General features: G+C 63.2%; 8 protein-coding genes and 1 pseudogene. 5 read left to right on the top strand and 4 right to left on the bottom strand.

From position 1 onward, the window contains the following. The 3 genes and pseudogenes from E4P29_RS07910 to E4P29_RS07900 form a co-directional block, all read left to right on the top strand. Positions 1-257 (top strand): annotated as a pseudogene (locus E4P29_RS07910) (glucose-1-phosphate thymidylyltransferase); the annotation flags it as partial. Further along, entirely contained in the window at positions 254-832 is a 579-nt protein-coding gene (rfbC, locus tag E4P29_RS07905) for a dTDP-4-dehydrorhamnose 3,5-epimerase (protein ID WP_135043486.1), read from the top strand. The pseudogene E4P29_RS07910 and the gene rfbC, both read left to right, overlap by 4 nt. A gap of 405 nt (positions 833-1,237) precedes the next feature. Beyond that, positions 1,238-2,854 (top strand): polysaccharide biosynthesis tyrosine autokinase, encoded by a 1,617-nt coding sequence (locus tag E4P29_RS07900; protein ID WP_135043483.1) that lies wholly within the window; start codon positions 1,238-1,240, stop codon positions 2,852-2,854. Between the two features lie 336 nt (positions 2,855-3,190). Here the strand turns inward: E4P29_RS07900 and E4P29_RS07895 are convergent, their stop codons facing one another. The 4 genes from E4P29_RS07895 to E4P29_RS07875 form a co-directional block, all read right to left on the bottom strand. Further along, complete coding sequence (locus E4P29_RS07895) at positions 3,191-3,823, bottom strand: hypothetical protein (protein WP_135043482.1); 633 nt, start codon at positions 3,821-3,823, stop codon at positions 3,191-3,193. Next, positions 3,820-4,200, bottom strand: coding sequence for a hypothetical protein (locus E4P29_RS07890; protein ID WP_135043479.1), 381 nt, complete (start codon positions 4,198-4,200; stop codon positions 3,820-3,822). The genes E4P29_RS07895 and E4P29_RS07890 overlap by 4 nt, the downstream gene beginning before the upstream one ends. Positions 4,201-4,779: 579 nt before the next feature. Then, positions 4,780-5,286 (bottom strand): DapH/DapD/GlmU-related protein, encoded by a 507-nt coding sequence (locus E4P29_RS07885; RefSeq protein WP_135043476.1) that lies wholly within the window; start codon positions 5,284-5,286, stop codon positions 4,780-4,782. A 956-nt stretch (positions 5,287-6,242) separates the two neighbouring features. Continuing rightward, entirely contained in the window at positions 6,243-8,018 is a 1,776-nt protein-coding gene (locus E4P29_RS07875; RefSeq protein ID WP_135043470.1) for a DUF4012 domain-containing protein, read from the bottom strand. Between the two features lie 207 nt (positions 8,019-8,225). Between E4P29_RS07875 and E4P29_RS07870 the strand changes: the two genes are divergently transcribed. Both E4P29_RS07870 and E4P29_RS07865 read left to right on the top strand, forming a co-directional pair. Then, entirely contained in the window at positions 8,226-18,089 is a 9,864-nt protein-coding gene (locus tag E4P29_RS07870; protein ID WP_135043467.1) for a non-ribosomal peptide synthetase, read from the top strand. After that, positions 18,086-18,961: a cyclopropane mycolic acid synthase family methyltransferase gene (locus E4P29_RS07865; protein WP_135043465.1), complete on the top strand. Its 876-nt coding sequence runs from the start codon at positions 18,086-18,088 to the stop codon at positions 18,959-18,961. The genes E4P29_RS07870 and E4P29_RS07865 overlap by 4 nt, the downstream gene beginning before the upstream one ends. Positions 18,962-18,970 lie beyond the last annotated feature (9 nt).

Genomic DNA, 18,970 nt, shown 5'->3' with positions numbered 1-18,970 from the left:
CCGGCCGCCTGCAGGTCGAAGTCCTGCCCCGCGGCACCGCCTGGCTCGACACCGGCACCTTCGACTCCCTCCTCGACGCCTCCAACTACGTGCGCACCATCGAACAACGCCAAGGACTCAAGATCGGATCCCCCGAAGAAGTCGCCTGGCGACGCGGATTCATCACCGACGACGAACTGCGCGCCCGCGCCGAGAAACTCGTCAAATCCGGCTACGGCCGCTACCTGCTGGACCTGATCGACCGAGGAAACCGATGACCTTTCGTGAACTGAAAATATCCGGCGCCTACGAATACACCCCACGCCAGTTCGGCGACGACCGCGGCGTGTTCTTCGAATGGTTCAAAGCCAGCCTCTTCGAAGACACCACCGGCCGGGCGTTGGATCTGAAGCAGGCGAACTGCTCGGTCTCCGCCGCCGGCGTGCTGCGCGGAATCCACTTCACCACCAACCCACCCGGGCAAGCGAAATACGTCACCTGCGCCCGCGGAGCGTTCCTCGACGTCATCGTCGACCTGCGCGTCGGCTCCCCGACATTCGGGCAATGGGATTCGGTGCTGATCGACGACATCGACCGCAAAGCAGTGTTCCTCTCCGAAGGACTCGGCCACGCCATCCTCTCGCTCGAAGATGGCTCCACCGTCATGTACCTGTGTTCGTTGGAGTACACCCCGGCGTTGGATCGCGACATCAACCCGCTCGACCCCGCCCTGGGCATCGACTGGCCCACCACCGGCCGCGACGGATCGCCTCTGACCTACGAGCTCTCCGACAAAGACAAAGCCGCCCCCACCCTCGCCGAAGCCCTCGAAGCAGGAAACCTGCCCTTGTGAGGTTTTCGCGCCAATAGAGGTGCGGAAAAGGCAATGTTGGCGAGCTTCTATCGGTGGCGGGGCAGTCTGGTAGGCGATCCATCCGCGGCATTCGGCCGGGGTGTCGAGAATCACCCTCACGTTGGGCCGGGCCGCAAGAGCGACTTACCGTTCCTGCTTGGGCCGGGTGGAACGCCGCTCAACGTATTCCGCCCCATATAAATATCTGAAGCGAAATTAGGGACCCAGATTGTCGTGAGACGTCACAACAGGGAATTCGCCGAGTAGATCTCGTGAATCAAACGAATGAGTGACTGGCTCCAGGGGCGATACTGATCCGGTGCACGGCGATCGAATACTTATGTAACGATTGAGCCACACAGTAGCCCGTTGCGGGGTTGTACGAACGGACGAGGAGCTCGAAGCATGGAGATACAGGATTATCTGAAAATCCTGAAGGCGAGATGGATTATCATCGCCGTAACCGTGGTCGTAGTGATCCTTGGTGCTTTGGGTGCGTCTCTATTGACGACACCCCTGTATGAGTCGAGCGCCAGGATGTTCGTCTCTACCTCTGGTGGCGCGACGGTAAGTGAGACCTACCAGGGCAACCTGACCTCGCAGCAACTCGTGGCGTCGTACTCGGAGTTGGCGACCAGCGACGCGTTGGCGGCCCGGGTCCTCAACGTACTTCCGCTCGGAGGGATGAGTGCGGCTCAGCTGGCATCGAAGGTGAAGGCGTCGTCGACTCCCGACACTGTTCTGTTCAATCTGACGGTCACCGATCCATCGCCTGAACGGGCTCGCGACATCGCCAATGCGATGGCGAACGAGCTGACTGAGCAAGTGCGAGAACTGGAGACGCCCGCCAATGGCGGTGACCCCGCAGCTGGCGTCAAGACGTTCCAACAGGCTGAAGCGTCGTCAACGCCTGTCAGCCCTAAGACCAAGCGCAATCTCGCCTTGGGGGCGGCTGTCGGCCTTCTGCTCGGAATTGCCCTCGCGGTTCTGCGTGACCGTCTCGACAACACCATCAAGGGCCGTCGAGAAATCGAAGCGATCTCCGGCAAAGCGCTTGTCGGTACGATCCCCTTCGACAAAGAACGCAAGGCACATCCGGCCGTCGACTTTCAGGATCTCACTCAGTCGGCCAGTGCCGAGGCGTTCCGTGAGCTTCGTACCAACTTGCAGTTCCTCGAGGTCGACCATCCTCCGCGGGTCATCGTCGTCACTAGCGCCATTCCCAGTGAAGGCAAGACGACCACTGCCGTAAATCTTGCTGTGGCCCTGGCCGAAGCAGGCCACCATGTGGCCCTCGTGGAAGGCGATCTGCGCCGTCCGCGGGTCTCGAAATACATGGGCCTCATCGGTTCGGTCGGACTGAGTACCGTTCTCGCGGGCCAAGCAACGGTCGAGGAGGTGTTGCAGCCGACCAAGTACGAAGGCCTGCAGGCCATGGCATCCGGTCCCATCCCGCCCAACCCGTCCGAGCTGTTGGGTTCCGAAGCCTCACGCGCTCTGTTGGTCGAACTGCGTTCGAGGTTCGACTACGTGATCGTCGACGGTGCCCCGCTGCTTCCTGTGACCGACTCGGCTGTTCTCACCACCCACGCCGACGGTGCACTGCTCGTTACCCGGTACGGACACACGAAGTCCAACGAACTCGCGCGTGCTATCAGCAATCTTGAGACCATCGGCGCACATGTTCTCGGCGTAGTGCTGGCTTTGACCCCGTCGAAGAAGGGGGACATGTACAGCTACTCGTACAACTACACCGCAGACACCAACCTGCCGCGGCAGGTTGTGCCCCCGGTTCCCGCACCTGCACCCCAAGGCCCGGTTCAGCATCCTACGCCGGCCGCTGTACCTACTCCGGCGCAGTCTCCATCGACCTACACCGGATCGGCACAGTCCACGACGCAGGCACCCACCGAGACCGCACGCACGGCCGCCAGCGCGGCTCCGTACGCACGGGCACGCCGTCCTGAGGTGCGCACCGATTCCTCGACGAATGGCGTCGAGGACTCACGTTTCGGAAAGTAGGCATAACGCCGCCATTGTTTCTTTACCGTCGCCAAGTACGGCGTCGAATTGGTAATTGAGCACCAACCGGTGCCTCGACTTGGTAGGGGACAGATCCGCTGCGACATCAGCACGAGCTATCGTGCGACCTCGCTTGTAATACTGCTCAATGAGTGTTCGATTCCCTGGTTGTTAGCTGACTGAGCGGCTCTTAAGCTTCGGCTATTACAGATTAATCGCAATGATGGCCTGGGTGTCGCAACAGTTGCCGTCGTTAGCAGCAGGACCCATCGAGCGTATGCACCGCGGAGAATCGGTCGAGCGATTTGTCCGGCGCGAACTTGCTCGACCGGTATGTCAGCCCCGCCCGATAGGCGTGGCGACGATTGAGATACCCACCTCTGACTCGTCATCGTCATACTGCGCCTGGCGACGGTACGCTACGGCGAGACCTGCGAAGAACCATACGGCCGCGCCGTACTGGGTGATAAGGGCAACTGTTGCGAGCGTAGGGATCTGGGCGACAACTGCGATTTCCGCAACCGAACCCTTTCTGCTCATGACACGCCAACTAGCGATTGCGATACAAGCAGTGAACAGGCCGACGATGATCCAGCCAAAGTCGAGTCCGATTAAGAGTGGTGTGGAATCGACCGAGCCGAGGTTCCGCCGCAGTGACCTTCCCGCCGGGTCAACACCGACGTTTCTAACCTGATTAATCCAGTTCAGGTCACCAGGAATGTCTGTCCATAGGTTCTCCCGGTAGGCCGTGCTCGGGTCGAGTTCATTGCTGATCTCGCCGAACTTCTGCAGGAGTGGCGGCACTGCGAAAAGTGCGATCAGCGTTCCTGCAACGACGGTCCAAAAGCGTACTGCCGTGCTGACGCCTCTAGCTAGCAACACCACAGCCAGAACCACGGCCACGATTGCTGAGAGCATTGGGCCGCGGCTCAGGGTCGTCACTGTGCCGATGACAACAATCGCTGTCATCGGCAGTCGTAGCCGGTAGCCGGTAGCCATAACGAATGGCACTGTGGCCGCCAGAAATCCGCCAAGTGCGATCGCATGACCGAACCCCGCCTCGCTTCTTGCCAGGCCGCCTCGGATCGAATCTCGGCCCAGAAACCGAGTTCTAGTTGGGTGCCCGAGTTCTCGTACACGTGCAGTTTCAGAGCGAACTCGATAATTGCCCAGGCGGCTACTAGGACGCCGGCTATCGCGACGTCAGTCAGGTACTTGCGACCTAGCGAATATCCGAGCCGACGTGCGACCAAGAACGCAGACGCCCATTGGATCACCAGCGCAGATGCCGCGTATCGGGGGCTCAGCCCGAGACCGGCGGCTAGTAGGGCGAGAACCGAAGTCACGACAAGCATCCAGTCGACCCCGGACATCGTGTCCTGCGGCCTGGCCCTGACCACTGCGGGCAGCACAATCGATATTGCAATTGTGCTCGGAGGGATAGCAATCAAGCCAGGAATCTGCAGCCAGAATGGTGCGACACATAGTGCGCAGAGTCAGAAGGCCAGAGCTGCTTTCGGTCTACCAACGAAGTGAGATGCCCCATCTCCTGCGACGATCAGCCCGGCAATTCGAACAGAACCCGCTGACGGCCGCCAAATGCACTCATCGGTCTAGTCCTCCTCGTAGCCACAGTTTGGAATACAAGCCTTGAGCGGAGAAGTCCGCGAACAGAATCACTATCGGCGAGACAAGAATTGTGAAACCCAGTTAAGAGGCCGACCAGTCAACGTCTGTTTTTGGCGTCGACCAATCGCGCGTGCGCAACGATCATGGACCCGGTCCCGAGCAAGCATGGCCACCATAGATGAAGCCTGGTCGCACTGGGCACCATTCCGTTCCGCGATGTGTCGTGGCCCGTCGAGTGCTCCAGCTATCGTCTCGTACTACCGTTTTAGTGGGTCCAGCCGACGCAGGAATGCGTTTTATTGTGCAGTTCCCAGTTTTCGGACGAATTCAGCTGGTCTTCCCACGTACAAGCTGTCCGGTTCGCAGTCTCTCAGCACCAGCGAGCCAGCGCCGATTACGACCCCGTCGCCGATGGTGACGCCAGGACAGACGGTGCTGCCCGCACCGATCCAGACTCCTCTGCCGACACACACGGCACTGGATTTTCCCCTACCGGCGCGTCTCTTCGATGAACCGATCTCATGTGACGTTGTGATGATGGAGACATTCATTCCGAAAGCAGTTTGTGCGCCGATACTGACAGGTGCGATCGCGTCTATGAACGCTCCGTGATTGATGAAGACTGCTCGTTCCACGCTCAACTTGGTGCCGCCAATGAAGCAGTGTGACTGTATTCCGCAGCGTTGGATCTCAAGTCCGGCGATACGGTAGAAGAACCAGCGGATCTCTGACGGAATCAACGTCGACGAGATGATGCCGTTAAATACAATGTTGCGGAGGATAGTTCGCAGGCGGGTGATCACGAAGTGATTCTTTCATCAAAGTAGGGCAGGTGCACGACTCGGGGCAGTCCTCCGCGGCTACGCAGTAGACCTCCGCCGGTGGAGTCGACCGATCGCAGCGAAGATTATCGTTCTTGAAATCTCCACCAAGCAATATCTTATAGAATCCGGACTATCGTACTATGGCTCGTAGTTACGCCAAATGGATGTCTGTACTATCCCGCCTCCGCCGGGCTTTGCGCCGCGGTAGTCTGAACGGGTCCAGTCGGCGAGTAGTTCGGCAGCTCGGGCGTATTGTGTCCTGTCAGAATCGTCTAGAAGCAGCATTCCGCCTGGTGCGACCTTGCTGGAAGCTGCGGCGACGCACTCAACTCGCGCGCGACCGTCGACGATTACAAGGTCCAAACTCTGGTCTTGGGTGGCATCGATCGTGTGGACGTAGTTGTCGTAGTACAGGCCCGGGGTGGACTCCGAGCCAATCGTTCCGGTCAGAGTTGCGGGTTGATGAACGACGGTACAAGTAGGTGGCAAGGTCTCCCGCAGTACTGAATACCAGTCATGGTCGTGCTCAACCGAGGTTAGCGCCGCGCCGCGGTCGTGTAGCCACAAGGTGGAACCGCCACCGCCGTACTCGAAAACTCTGGCGCTTGCTGGTAGCCCCGTTCTTACTGCCTCGATAGCGGCATAGTTCCACCAGGGCAGCCGCAGTTGAATAGTGCTCTTGTGTCGGTTCTGTGCCCACTGCGCGACTTCGCGAAGCCGATTTGGGTGACGTAAATAGAAGGTCCCAAGACTTTTCACGCTTCGTATCTGATTTGTCGGCATTCCCATCGGATGAATCATGCCGCACCGCCCTGCGTGTCGTCGGCTTTTCGTCTTCGCTGCCGTGCATCGATGATCCTTGGTAGGCCCCGTCGCGCCTACTGTGACGAACACGTGGCGATCGGGCTGTTAGCGCTGGTCCATCAACAAGGCAATCAGCACTGCGGAACGTCGATGCTCACGGTTGGCTGATCGACCAAAGGCTGAACCGGCACTGTCGCCCCGCCCGGAGCCGAGGGCTCCTCGAGCTCCCAGGTAACCGTCTGCGACTTTCCCGGCGGGATGGTCAGATACGCGGCCTGCACAGGACGACCCAATTCGGTTCCGGCTTGGATGGAGAATCCGGAGATACCGTTCACCTTCATGGACGTGATTTTCGCGCCCTGAGTGCCGTACAGATAGACGATCGACTCGTTGGTGCCATAGGGAACATTGGGCTGAAATGTGCTCGCCACGTACGACGTCAGACCGTTGGGATCCACATTGTTGGTCAGGGTCGCCGTCACTGTCGACTTGCGCGTCCCGGCGGTGCAGGATTCGGCCGAATACTTGATATCGCGCGCCAGGTAGTAATCGAGCTTGTTGCCGCCGGCATTGTTGACTACCACATTGGCGTAGGGGGCCGGGCTGTCCGGCAACACGTGACCCACCTTGGTATCGGCCAGAATTGCCTCCTCGGCCGGATCTGCGCTCCACACGGAAATTCGACCTTCGCTGCCAGCGCGGCCTACCGCGTCGAGCAAAGATCTGGTGGGGGCAGCGCCCGTCGTCATTTTCTGCACCACCGCAGACGCAATCTGCTGGAGATACGCCTTACGTGCCAACTGGTCGTCGCCGAACCTCGAATAGGCTGTGCTGAGGGTGATTTCGACGACGTTGTCTGCAGTGATCTGCTCGCCGTCGGCCAGCGTGACCGGGCCGGTGGCTCCGAGGATGTAGCTCAACGCAATCGGATCGGTGGCGATGGCACCGTTGAGCACCTCACCGGTCTGCTCTGTCCACATGGACGACCAGATCTGGCCGGCATACGGAAAGTGTGGGCTCGCATTCGAGTTACGGAAGTCGGTCGTGGTGTTACGCGGTGCCCACAGTGCGTTGTACTCGGGGCCCAGGTCGATGGGCTGCTGCGCGAATTCGAGTTCGTTGTTGCTGCCGAGAGTGTCGACACGGGCCGTACCGTTCTCGGCGCGAATGATGCCGTAGCCACCCAGCAGGCCGCCGGTGCCGCGGGCCTCCGCATTGGTCTGGAACGCGAGAAAGTAACTGCGCGGGCCGTTGTCGCCGAGCATCGACGGCAACAGCTGACTGGCGATGCGGGTGTTGGTGAGCAGGCCTGCGAGATCGTGTGTTTGATCGATCAACGACGTACGAGCATCGCTCACGACGCTGAGGAATGCGGGCTCGTCCACTTGCTGCGCCTGGAGGCTCAATTCCTCGGCTGCGGCAGCGGTCTGCTCCAGTATGGGTTGTGCGTCCCGGAGAGCCGCGGTATCGACCTTGCCGCCGCCTTCGACGAGGCTGCTGGGATTCAGGCTTTCGCCGGCCGTCGATGCGGGGGTGAGGACGTCCACGGCCAGTCCGTGCACCACATCGGTGATCTGAGCTACCGATTTCAGCGGACTACCAAGGTAAGGAACGGCTTTCGCTATCGAAAACGGGATGGACGTCGTTGCCGACACCGCGTCGTCCGCTGATTCCGAGGCCCTCGCCGCTGCGGCCTCGGCACCGGCCGCATCACCGTCGAGCAGAGCATCTTTCGCCTGCGTAGCGGAGTCTCGCGTGGCGTTCAGGCTGGACTGCGCGGTGTAGGCCTCGTAACCCAGCCACACCAGAAACGCGACGAGGACGACCAGCAACACCCCTACCGTCAGGAGAATCGGCCGCTTCTTGCCGGATCGAGAACCACGAACATCGGTGGAACTGGTCGCCATTGTCGGTGGCCTCTCGGTCATAGGAAGTCGGTCGAGTGCATAGCCTAAAGGGGAGCGGCGGTTCCGGCGTACCTGTCGTTCGATCCGGGTAGAGCATTCACAATGGGTCGACTAGGTTTGTCACGGGCGATGTAGATCGACGTTGCTGGGCGGCACGTCAGCCGAAAATTCACGCCGTCGAAGCATATGCGTTGAGGAGGTCATCGAGTGTCGCCAGAGGTCGGTGAGCTGTTCGAGGATGGCCGCTTCCCTTTGTCCGCTGCTCAGATGAATATCTACCTCGCCCAGCAGCTGGCACCGGACGTACCGTTCACCATCGCCCAATACGTCGAAATTCGCGGCGATATCGATCCGGCCGTACTGATCCGAGCCACGGACATCGCGTGCAGGCAACTCGAATCGCCCGCAGTCCGAATCGGGCTGCACGACGGGCATCCGTATCAGTGGCGAGACCTCCGGGTGCCGTACGCGATGATCTATCGCGATTTCCGAGACCGCGAGAATCCCGTCGAGGATGCTCAGCGCTACATGAACGAGCAGTACCGTCGCCCCGTCGATCTGGTTCGCGATCAGTTGATCGCCTCCGAGATCATTCAGGTGGGTCAGGCGCACTACTACTGGTACAGCCGCGCTCACCACATCGTCATGGACGGTCTCGGCGCGATCTCCGTCCAGGAACGCACCGCGGCGGTGTACACCGCGCTGACCGAGGGCACCGAGATCCCGAAGACACGCGCCATCGGCGTACGCGAGATCTACGACTACGAGGCCGCCTACCCCAACTCCTCCCGCTACGACGCCGATCGCCAGTATTGGCTCGGCCGACTCGACGGCCACCTCGACGCACCTCGGCTGGCCGGCACCACGTACACACGTGCGGCACCGAGCGGCGTGACGGTGAGTGTGGGGGCCGTGCTGGACGCAGACCTCACCGAAGCCGTGGCAGCCGTGGCGCATCGGTACAACAGCTCCGACGTTCCCGTCGTGCTCGCCACCTTCGCGCTGTATCTCGCGCGCATGACCGACACCGACGACGTGATGCTCAGCCTCCCGGTATCGGGCCGAGCGACCACCAAACTGCGGGAATCCTCCGGCATGATGTCCAACGTCGTGCCCCTGCGCATCGGCGTCGAACAGGGTGTGACGGTCGAAGAACTTCTACGACGCATTCAGGTGGAGCTCACTGGTGCCCTGCGTCACCAGCGTTTCCGCGTCGAGGACATGCAGCGCGAGACCGGTGACGGCACCGGTAGCGCCGCGGCTGGACGCGGATTGTTCGGCCCCACGGTGAACATCATGATGTACAACAGCACAATTCGGCTCGGCGATGTCATCGGCGAATACCGCGTGCTCTCCAGCGGCCCCATCGACGACATGATGGTCAACGTCTACCCCGGAGTTGCCGGCACCAGCACCCGCGTCGACTTCCTCGGCAACCCGGCTCTCTACTCCACCGACGAGCTCGCAGCCCATCACCGCCGGTTCTTGGTTCTGCTGCGTGCGGTGGTCAATGCCCCTGAGGGCCTTGCGGTATCGGAACTGGATGTGCTCGACGCCCAGGCCGAATCAGCGTTGCTGACAGCACGTCCCGCGGGCACGGTGACGCCGGCACCGCTGCCGTCACTGCTGCGAAGTGGCGCGGTGGTGCGTGCCGCGGGCGTCGATCAGTCCAGCGAGGACTTCACCAGGGTTGCAGAACACATTGCTGCGCAACTAGTTTCGCTGGGCGCGGGCACCGAGAAGCGCATCGCCGTGGCGATGGAACGCTCCTACGAATCCCTGCTTGCCTCGTGGTCGGTCTCCACGGCCGGGGCCTCGTTCGTTCCGGTCGACCCCACCGAGCCCACCGAGCGGCTGGTCACGGTGCTGGCCGGCGCAGGCATCGAATTCGGCATCACCACCAAGGATGTGCTGGAACAACTTCCGAGCACCATCGAATGGTTCGACATCGAGGATCTACTCGACGCGAACGAGCGCGCTCTGGTGCCGCCGGCGCTGCACGTCGACAACGAGACATACGTCATCCACACCTCGGGATCGACCAGAAAACCCAAGGCCGTCAGTGTCACTCATCGCGGTCTGGCGCAACTGGCCGACAACGTCGTCGATCGGTATGCCGTCACCGCCGACTCACGAGTGCTGCACCTGGCCTCGCCGGTGTTCGACGCTTCCATCCAGGAAATTCTCGCAGCATTCGCGGCGGGTGCCACCCTGGTGATCGCCCCGGCCGACGTCTACGCCGGGCCTGCCCTTGCCGAGTTCCTGGCGAGCGAGAAGATCACCCATCTGATCACCTCGCCGACGGTGCTGGCGACACTCGACCCGGCAGATCTGCACTCCATCGAAGTCTTCGACGTCGGCGGCGAAGAGTGCCCACCCACGTTGCGGGATCGGTTCGCCTCTCCCGAACGAACGATGCTCGACGCCTACGGCCCCACCGAGGCAACGGTATTGGCGACATTGTCTGCCCCGATGGTCGCCGGTGAGCGCGTCACGATCGGTGCGCCACTGCCGGGTGTTCGTGCGCTGGTACTGGATTCGCACCTGCGGCTCACGCCCCACGGTGGCGTCGGCGAGCTGTATCTCGGGGGCGACGGAGTTGCCCGCGGATACGACGGCCAATTCGGTTCGACGGCGGCGCGGTTCGTTGCCGACCCGGGCGTGGCCGGAGCGCGGCTGTACCGGACGGGCGACATCGTCCGGTGGTCGTTCGACGGGTCCTCGCTCGAATATCTGGGCCGCTCCGACCATCAGATCCAATTGCACGGGCGTCGACTCGAACTCGGTGAGATCGAAGCCGCAGCAACCTCTTTCGCTGGGGTGACTGCGGCTGTCGCGATCGTTCGCGACGACCGACTGGCCCTGTACGTCACCGGCGCCGCCGACGGGCTCGACGGCCACCTGAGGAACCGACTGTCGGCGTGGATGATTCCTCGTCACATCGTGGTTCTGGACGCACTGCCGATGACGGCAGGCGGCAAGGTCGACCGCCGGGCACTACCGGCCCCCACCGAGCCGACGGACACCGAGTACGTGCCGCCGCAGACCGAGACCGAACGCGCTGTCGCCGCAGCCTTCGTTGACGTCCTCGGCGTCGAAAAGGTGGGGCGCGAGCACTCCTTCTTCGAGCTCGGCGGTGATTCGCTCAGCGCCACCCGAGTTCTCGCTCGCCTCGGCTCGGGAGTCTCGCTCACCGCGCTGTTCGCCGATCCCACCGTCCGCGCCGTCGCGGCCGCCATCGATTCTTCGGCCGAACGTGAAGTGTCGCTCGACTTGCTCGATACCGTTCTGCCGGAACATGTCCCGCTGTCGTATGCGCAGCAGCGCCTGTGGTTTCTCAACCAGTTCGACCCCACATCACCCGCCTACAACATGCCCATTGCGATCCGGGTCGCAGCGGGTAGCGATGCGTCACTGGTCCTGACGGCATTGCGCGACGTCGCCGAACGACACGAAGCGCTGCGCACCTACTACCCGGACGATGGTGACGGTCCGCGGCAGGTGGTGCGGCCTACCGACACCGTCCTGGTCGACGTACCGGCGCGCACTGTGCCTGAGCATCACCTCGACGACGCCGTCGCGGCTATTGCCGGGCAGGGGTTCGACGTCGCGGCCGACGTCCCCATCCGGGCAGCGCTGCTGAGCGTGGAGGAATCCGGCGACACCGTGGTCGTCGTGGCAGTGCACCACATCTCGATGGACGGATGGTCTCTCGACCCACTCGTGCGCGACTTCGCGTTCGCCCACGCATCACGCACGGCCGGTCATGCACCGACGTGGCCACGCCTACGCGCGCAGTACGGCCAGTACTCGGTGTGGAACCGCGCGACGGTGGATGCGGTTGCCGACGAACAACTCTCGTTCTGGACGTCGGTGCTGGGGGAGCGCGACACCGCGTTGGCGGAATTGCCGTCCGACTTCCCCAGGCCTGCCGTGCAATCGATGACCACCGACGCGGTTCCGTTCGAGATAGGGCCGGACCTACATGCGGGTATCCGTGAGCTGGCGCGGTCGAACAATGCGACCACGTTCATGGTGGTCCATGCCGCGGTGGCTGCAGCCCTGAGTCGATTCGGCACGTCGAACCGCGTGGTGGTCGGATCTCCGACGGCGGGGCGAGGCCACGAGGCGCTCGACGAGATGGTCGGAATGTTCGTCGGAACACTCCCTCTCGCAGTCACAGTGGACCCGGCCGGCAGTTTCGCCGACCTGCTGGATGCCGTCCGTTCCGCAGACCTCGGCGCCTTCTCTCACTCGGACGTGCCGTTCGAGCGCATCGTCGACGCCGTGACGACCGACCGATCCCTGGACCGGCACCCGCTGTTCCAGGTGATGCTGGCATTCGACAACGCACCGCACCGATCGGTCGAGGACCTGCCGTTCTCGGTGTTGGAAGTCCCCACTCGAACCTCCGAGTTCGACCTCAATCTCGTGCTGGAGGAATCCTCCGCCGGACATGCCGAGTCGGCCGGTCTCGTCGGACAGATCGAATATGCGCTGGACCTGTATCAGCGGGCCACCGTCGAACAGTTCGCGTCCGCGGTGACGGCACTCCTGAATGCGGCGGTGAAGGACTCCGCATTCATCGTCGGCAACCTCGCTCTCGCCGACGCACCGACACTGCCGGTCGAATCCGCCACCGGCACGCTTCTCGACGTGTTGGTCGGTGGCACAGCAGATTCGGTGGCGATCGACGGTCTGGATTCGCTGACGTACTCCGAACTCGTTCGCCGATCCAACCGGATTGCACGACTGTTGATCGCCCACGGCGTGGGACCGGAAACCCTCGTCGCGTTGTCCCTCGAGCGCTCGGCCGAGTACATCGTGGCGCTGTGGTCCGTGGTGAAGGCCGGTGGAGCATTCGTACCGGTGGATCCCCGCTACCCGGAGGCTCGCCGAGAGCAGATGCTGAGGCCCATCCAGATCGGCTTCGGCGGAACAGAACCGGGAGTGCGGTGGGTCGAGGAGAGCCACGCGCAGACATTCAGCGACGCGCCACTGACCGACGACGACCGACTGGCGACGCTCGAACCGGCGCACCCCGCCTACGTGATCCACACATCGGGTTCCACCGGCACACCCAAGCCCGTCATCGTGACGCATCAGGGTGTGTACGCCCTGGCGCAGCAAGTTGTTTCGCGCTATGGAGTCGAAGCGACGTCCAGGGTGCTGCACGGATACTCGGTGAACTTCGATGCCGCAGTGCTCGAGCTCGTGCTCGCGTTCGGGGCCCGAGCGACCATGGTGATTGCGCCACACGGACTCCTCGGCGGTGACGAGATGGCCGCCTTCCTCGCCGATCACCGGGTGACCCACTACCTGTCCACGCCCGCGGTACTCGCGACGGTGCCGCCGGTGGACGGCGTCGAGACCGTCGCCGTCGGCGGAGACGTGCTCGGTGCCGGGGTCGTCGACGCGTGGTCGCCCGGGCGATCGATGATCAACGCCTACGGACCGAGCGAAGCCACGGTGGTGGCCACCCTGGCCGAATCACTGAGTGCCGGAGAGCCCGTCACGATCGGCCGATCACTCGACCACGTCGGAGCCTTCGTGCTCGACGACCGGCTGCAGCCGGTGCCGCTCGGAGGCGTCGGAGAGCTGTATCTCGCAGGGTCCGGCGTAGCTCGCGGCTACCGCTCCGATCCGGCGTCGACCGCCGCGCGCTTCGTCGCAACCGACGGCGGTACCCGGATGTACCGGACCGGCGACCTCGTCCGACGTGAGCTCTCGGGACTGCTCGACTACCGCGGTCGGCGCGACGATCAGGTGCAGATCAACGGTGTGCGCATCGAACTGGGTGACGTCGAGAGTGCGCTGACGGCACATCCCGACGTCAGTGCAGCAACAGCACTGTTGGTCAACAACAGAATTTACGCCTGGGTGGTGGGAACCGGCGAGTTCGATGCGGCTCAGTGGCTCCTGGACCGGCTGCCGTTGTCGATGCAGCCGGCCGTCATCACGTCGATCGATCGTATTCCGTTGACCGGCAATGGAAAGGTTGACAAGGCGGCATTGCTTCCGGCGGTACCGTCGGACTCCGAGTCAGGGGCCGGACGCACGTTGACGCAAGACGTCATCCTCGGAATCTTCGCCGATACGTTGGGAATCGACGCCCCCACGGTCGACAGCAATTTCTTCGTCCTCGGCGGAGACTCCCTCGCGGCCACCCGCGTTGCAACACGCATCAGTGCGGTTCTCGGCGTTCGGGTTCCGGTACGGACGGTATTCGAGGCCCCCACCGCGGCGCAGCTCGCGTCGGCGATCGAGTTGCTGTCCGACAACTACACCGCACTCCCCGCGCTGGTGCACCGCGCCGATGCGCGCTCCTACTCGGGCCTCGCACCGGCCGAGCGGCGCATCTGGCTGCAGAATCGATACGACCCGACATCGGCGGCATACAACATCGCTTTCGAGGTGACGCTTCCGGAAGTCCTCGACCTCGAGGTGCTGCGCGCGGCGATTGCCGATGTGCTGGAACGGCATACGCCGCTCCGCACGGTCTACCCGTCGACGGGGGACGGGCCCGTGACCGTCGTGCTCGATCCGCAGATCGTGCTATCGACACTGGACGACGCCCATGCCGGTATCGGCGGGGTGGCGCAGCAGGGCTTCGACCTGACCGTCGAGGCACCGCTGCGACTGATGCTCGCGGAACGTCGCGGTGAGCGCGTGCTGACCGTCGTCGCCCACCACATCGCGGTCGACGGCCTGTCGCTACGTCCACTGAGCCGCGACATCGAGACGGCTCTGCTGGCTCGAACGGCCGGAGCCGCTCCGCAGTTCACTCCACTCGCCGTCGACTATCCGGACTACCGGGTGTGGCAACGCTATGTACTGGACGCGGTGGCCGCCGACCAACTCGACTTCTGGCGTCGCACGCTGGACGGCCTGCCGGAATTCCTCGACTTGCCCACCGGCACCCCGGATGCCGAGCAGGACGCGTCGGGAGTCCAGTTTGCCGTCGACACAGACACTCTCGCAAGTCTGCGGTCGCTCGCATATCGACTGGGCGCGACGGTCTTCGTCGTCGTCCACGCGGCGCTGGCGGCCGTACTCGCAGAGGCCAGCGGCACGCGGGACATCGCCGTCGGAACCCCGGTGTCGGGTCGAGCAGACCCAGCGCTCGACCACCTCGTCGGCATGTTCGTCGGCACCGTCGTCCTGCGGACCGACGTCGATCCGGCGACGACATTCGAGGACTTCGTGACCGAGGTGCGCAACCGAGACCTCGATGCCTTCGCGAACTCGGACGTGCCGTTCGAGTGGGTGGTGGACGCGGTGCAACCCACCCGCGCCGTCGATACGCACCCGCTGTTCCAGGTGCTTCTCGCCTTCGGTGACGTCAGCACGCCCACAATCGAATTGGGCCAGGGCACCGTCAGCCCGCGTCGAGTGGACATCACGGCGACGCAATTCGATCTCGAATTCGTCGTCGAAGAAGCCGATACCGGGCTGCTGGGCACTCTCGCGTACTCCGCCGACCGGTTCTCGCGGGCGGTCGTCACCGGACTCGCAGAACGTCTGACCACCGTGTTGAACACAGTCGCCGCGGCACCGGACCTTCGGCTCGGCAGCGCAGAGTTCGGCCAGGGTGGATCGGCGGTCGTGTCCCGTCGAGACGGTACGGCCGATCAGTCCACACTGGCGCAAGTATTCGTGCGGGCGGCGAGTAGCTGGCCCGACAACATCGCGGTGATCGACGATGCACGTTCGCTGACCTACCACGAGTTGGACCGGCGATCGAATGCGCTGGCCGACAAGCTCGTCCGGGCCGGAGCCGAGCCGGGATCTTTGGTGGCGATCGCCCTGCCACGGTCTGTCGAGTACCTCACCGCGATCTGGGCCGTGGCCAAGACCGGTGCCGGCTTCCTGCCGATCGACCCGTCCCAGCCCGCCGCGCGAGTACGGGAAATTCTCGATCGCGCAGCCCCCGTCAAGGGAATTGCGTCTGTGGACTTCCACTCGGCCGGGAACGACTGGCTGACGGTCGACGGTGACGAGCTCGGCGACTTCCAGTTACGCGAAGCACCCGTCGACAGCACGGCGTACGTCGTCTACACCTCGGGATCGACCGGGGTACCCAAGGGTGTGCGGGTGACGCACCGCGGCATCGCGAATCTCGTTCAGAGCCAACGAGACCTGTTCGACGTCGACCCGACATCTCGTGTGCTGCAGTTCGCGTCACCGAGCTTCGACGCGTCGATCTTCGAGACCCTGATGGCCGTCGGCGCCGGTGCGAGTGTGGTGATCGTGCCACCCGACGTGCACGGAGGACGCGAGCTCGAAGCGCTCATCGACCGGCACCAGGTGACCCACGCCTGCCTCACCCCGACCGTGCTGCAGGTGACCGACTCCGCGGCGCTGCCATCCCTCCGGGTTGTCGTCATGGCTGGCGAGGCCGCCAATTCTGCACTGCTGCAGCGATGGTCGCAGGGTCGTTCGGTGTTCAACGCGTACGGGCCCACCGAGGGCACCGTCATGAGCACCTGCACCCGGCATCAACAGGACTGGGCATCGGCCGCGGTAACCATCGGCGAACCGACCCTCGGATTCGACACGGTCGTGCTGGACGCCCGTCTGCGCCCGGTGGGCACCGACGTCGTGGGGGAGCTGTACCTGGGCGGGGCCGGTCTGGCCGAAGGGTACGTGGGCGACGCTGCGATGACGTCGAGCAGCTTCGTCGCTAATCCTTTCGGCGACGGCCGGCTCTATCGCACCGGCGATCTGGTGCGGTGGGTGGCGCGCGAGACCGGACGCGAGCTCGAATACTTGGGCCGAGTGGATTCGCAGGTGAAGATTCGCGGGCATCGCGTCGAACTCGCCGAGGTCGAGGCGGCACTGCTGCGTAATCCGGCTGTGCGTCAAGCCAGCGTGATCGGGCATGCGAACTCCCTGGCTGCCTATGTGGTGGGTGCGGTCGAACCGCGAGAGACTCGCGACGTTCTGGCGCGAACAGTGCCCGCCTACATGGTGCCCAGCACCGTGACCGTCGTCGACGCATTGCCGATGACGTTGTCGGGCAAAGTCGATACGAACAGGCTGCCCGAGCCGTCGGTGATGTCGAGTGAGCGGCGCGCGCCGGGCTCGCCCACCGAAGTACTCGTACACACCGTGTTCTCCGACGTGCTGCACATCGCTGGCGACGACATCGGTATCGACGACAATTTCTTCGATCTCGGCGGGCACTCCCTCTCGGCGGTGCAGGTGATGGACGCACTGGGCGACAAGCTGAGTCGTCGAATTCCGATCAGTGCACTGCTCGCGTATCCGACGATCACGGCACTGGCCGCGCACCTCGACACTGGCGGTGGAGACAACGCATTCAGCGGCGCGTTCGATGTGCTGTTGCCCCTGCGGACCGACGGCGTGGGCGCACCCCTGTTCTGTGTGCATCCGGCCATCGGAATTGCCTGGAGCTACCTGTCGTTGCTCGGGGAGACGGACCGCCCGGTGTACGGCCTGCAGGATCCGGGCATCTCGAACCGCGACGCTGCGCCGTCGTCGATCGAGGAGTTCGCTTTCGTATACGTGCGGATGATTCGAGATGTTCAGCCGCACGGGCCTTACCACCTGCTGGGGTGGTCGCTCGGCGGGGTGATCGCGCATGCAATGGCCGTGCAGTTGCAGTCTGAAGGCGAAGACGTCGCGCTGCTGGCCCTCGTCGATGCGCAACTCGCTGCACCCGACGACGCCGAGGAATTCGGCGTCGACGATCTGGCTCGTCAGCTCGGGGTCGAGGCGACGTCCTTCGCGGATATCGTTGCCGAATTGCGGAGTACGCGAACCGAACTGGCATTCCTCACCGAGGACGATCTACGCGCCATGTATCGGCCGGTTGTCTCCGCTCCCAGTTGGGTCGCGTCGTACGAGCCCGCGGTGTACGTGGGCGACGTGCACTATGTGGCGGCCCGAGGTTCGGACGGCGCGAAGCACTGGACGGGCCTCGTCGACGGCCGGATCTCGGTGACAGAGCTCGATGTGGAACACGAAGACTTGCTGGGCGAGCAGGGCGCCCGTGCACTAGGCCGAGTGATCGGCACCGATTCTGTGGGGAAGGGTGTGGCGTTATGAACCAGCAACTGGAGCCGTTCGTCGATGATGTGCGTGCACATTACGACCTGTCGGACGATTTCTTCGCGTTGTTCCTCGATCCGAGCATGACGTACAGCTGCGCCTACTTCGAGCGTGACGACATGACGCTGGAGGAAGCGCAGACGGCCAAGATCGACCTGGCCCTGGGCAAGCTCGACCTGAAGCCGGGCATGACACTGCTCGATATCGGCTGTGGCTGGGGCGCTCTCGTCAAACGAGCGGTGGAGAAATACGACGTCAACGTCATCGGTCTGACGTTGAGCCGAAACCAGTACGACCGTGGCCGCGCACTTGTTGCGGACCTACCGACCGACCGCAACGTCGACATCCGTTTGCAGGGTTGGGAAGAATTCGACGAGCCCGTCGACCGGATCGTCAGCATCGGCGCGTTCGAGCACTTCCGACGTCAGAGGTATTCGGCGTTCTTCGCGAAGTGCCGTTCGGTGTTGCAGCCCGGTGGGCGGATGTTGTTGCACACCATCGTCATCACGCCGCCCGACCCGGCTTCCGGGGGTGGACTCACACGCGAGGATGCGCACTTCTCCCGCTTCATTCTGCGTGACATCTTCCCCGGTGGGCAGTTGACGTTGGTCAAGGTGGTGAAGGCGAAAGCAGCCGAAGCTGGATTCGAGTTGCTCCGCGAACACGCTCTGGGACCGCACTATGCACGGACCCTCGACACGTGGGCCGAGAAGCTGATCGCGTCCAAGGACGAGGCCATCGCACTGTCGTCGGAAGCGACCTACGACAAATACGTGCAATACCTCACCGGGTCGTCGGAGCGATTCAAGAACTCACGCATCAACGTTGTGCAATTCACCCTCGAGGCTGGGGACACGCCTGCGGCGTGAGCGTGCGAC

Origin of the sequence: Rhodococcus sp. 1R11, from assembly GCF_004563845.1 — a bacterium.
In the GTDB taxonomy this organism is placed as follows: domain Bacteria; phylum Actinomycetota; class Actinomycetes; order Mycobacteriales; family Mycobacteriaceae; genus Rhodococcoides.
The sequence above is the reverse complement of the archived record's forward strand: the minus strand, read 5'-3'. Positions and strand labels throughout refer to the sequence as shown.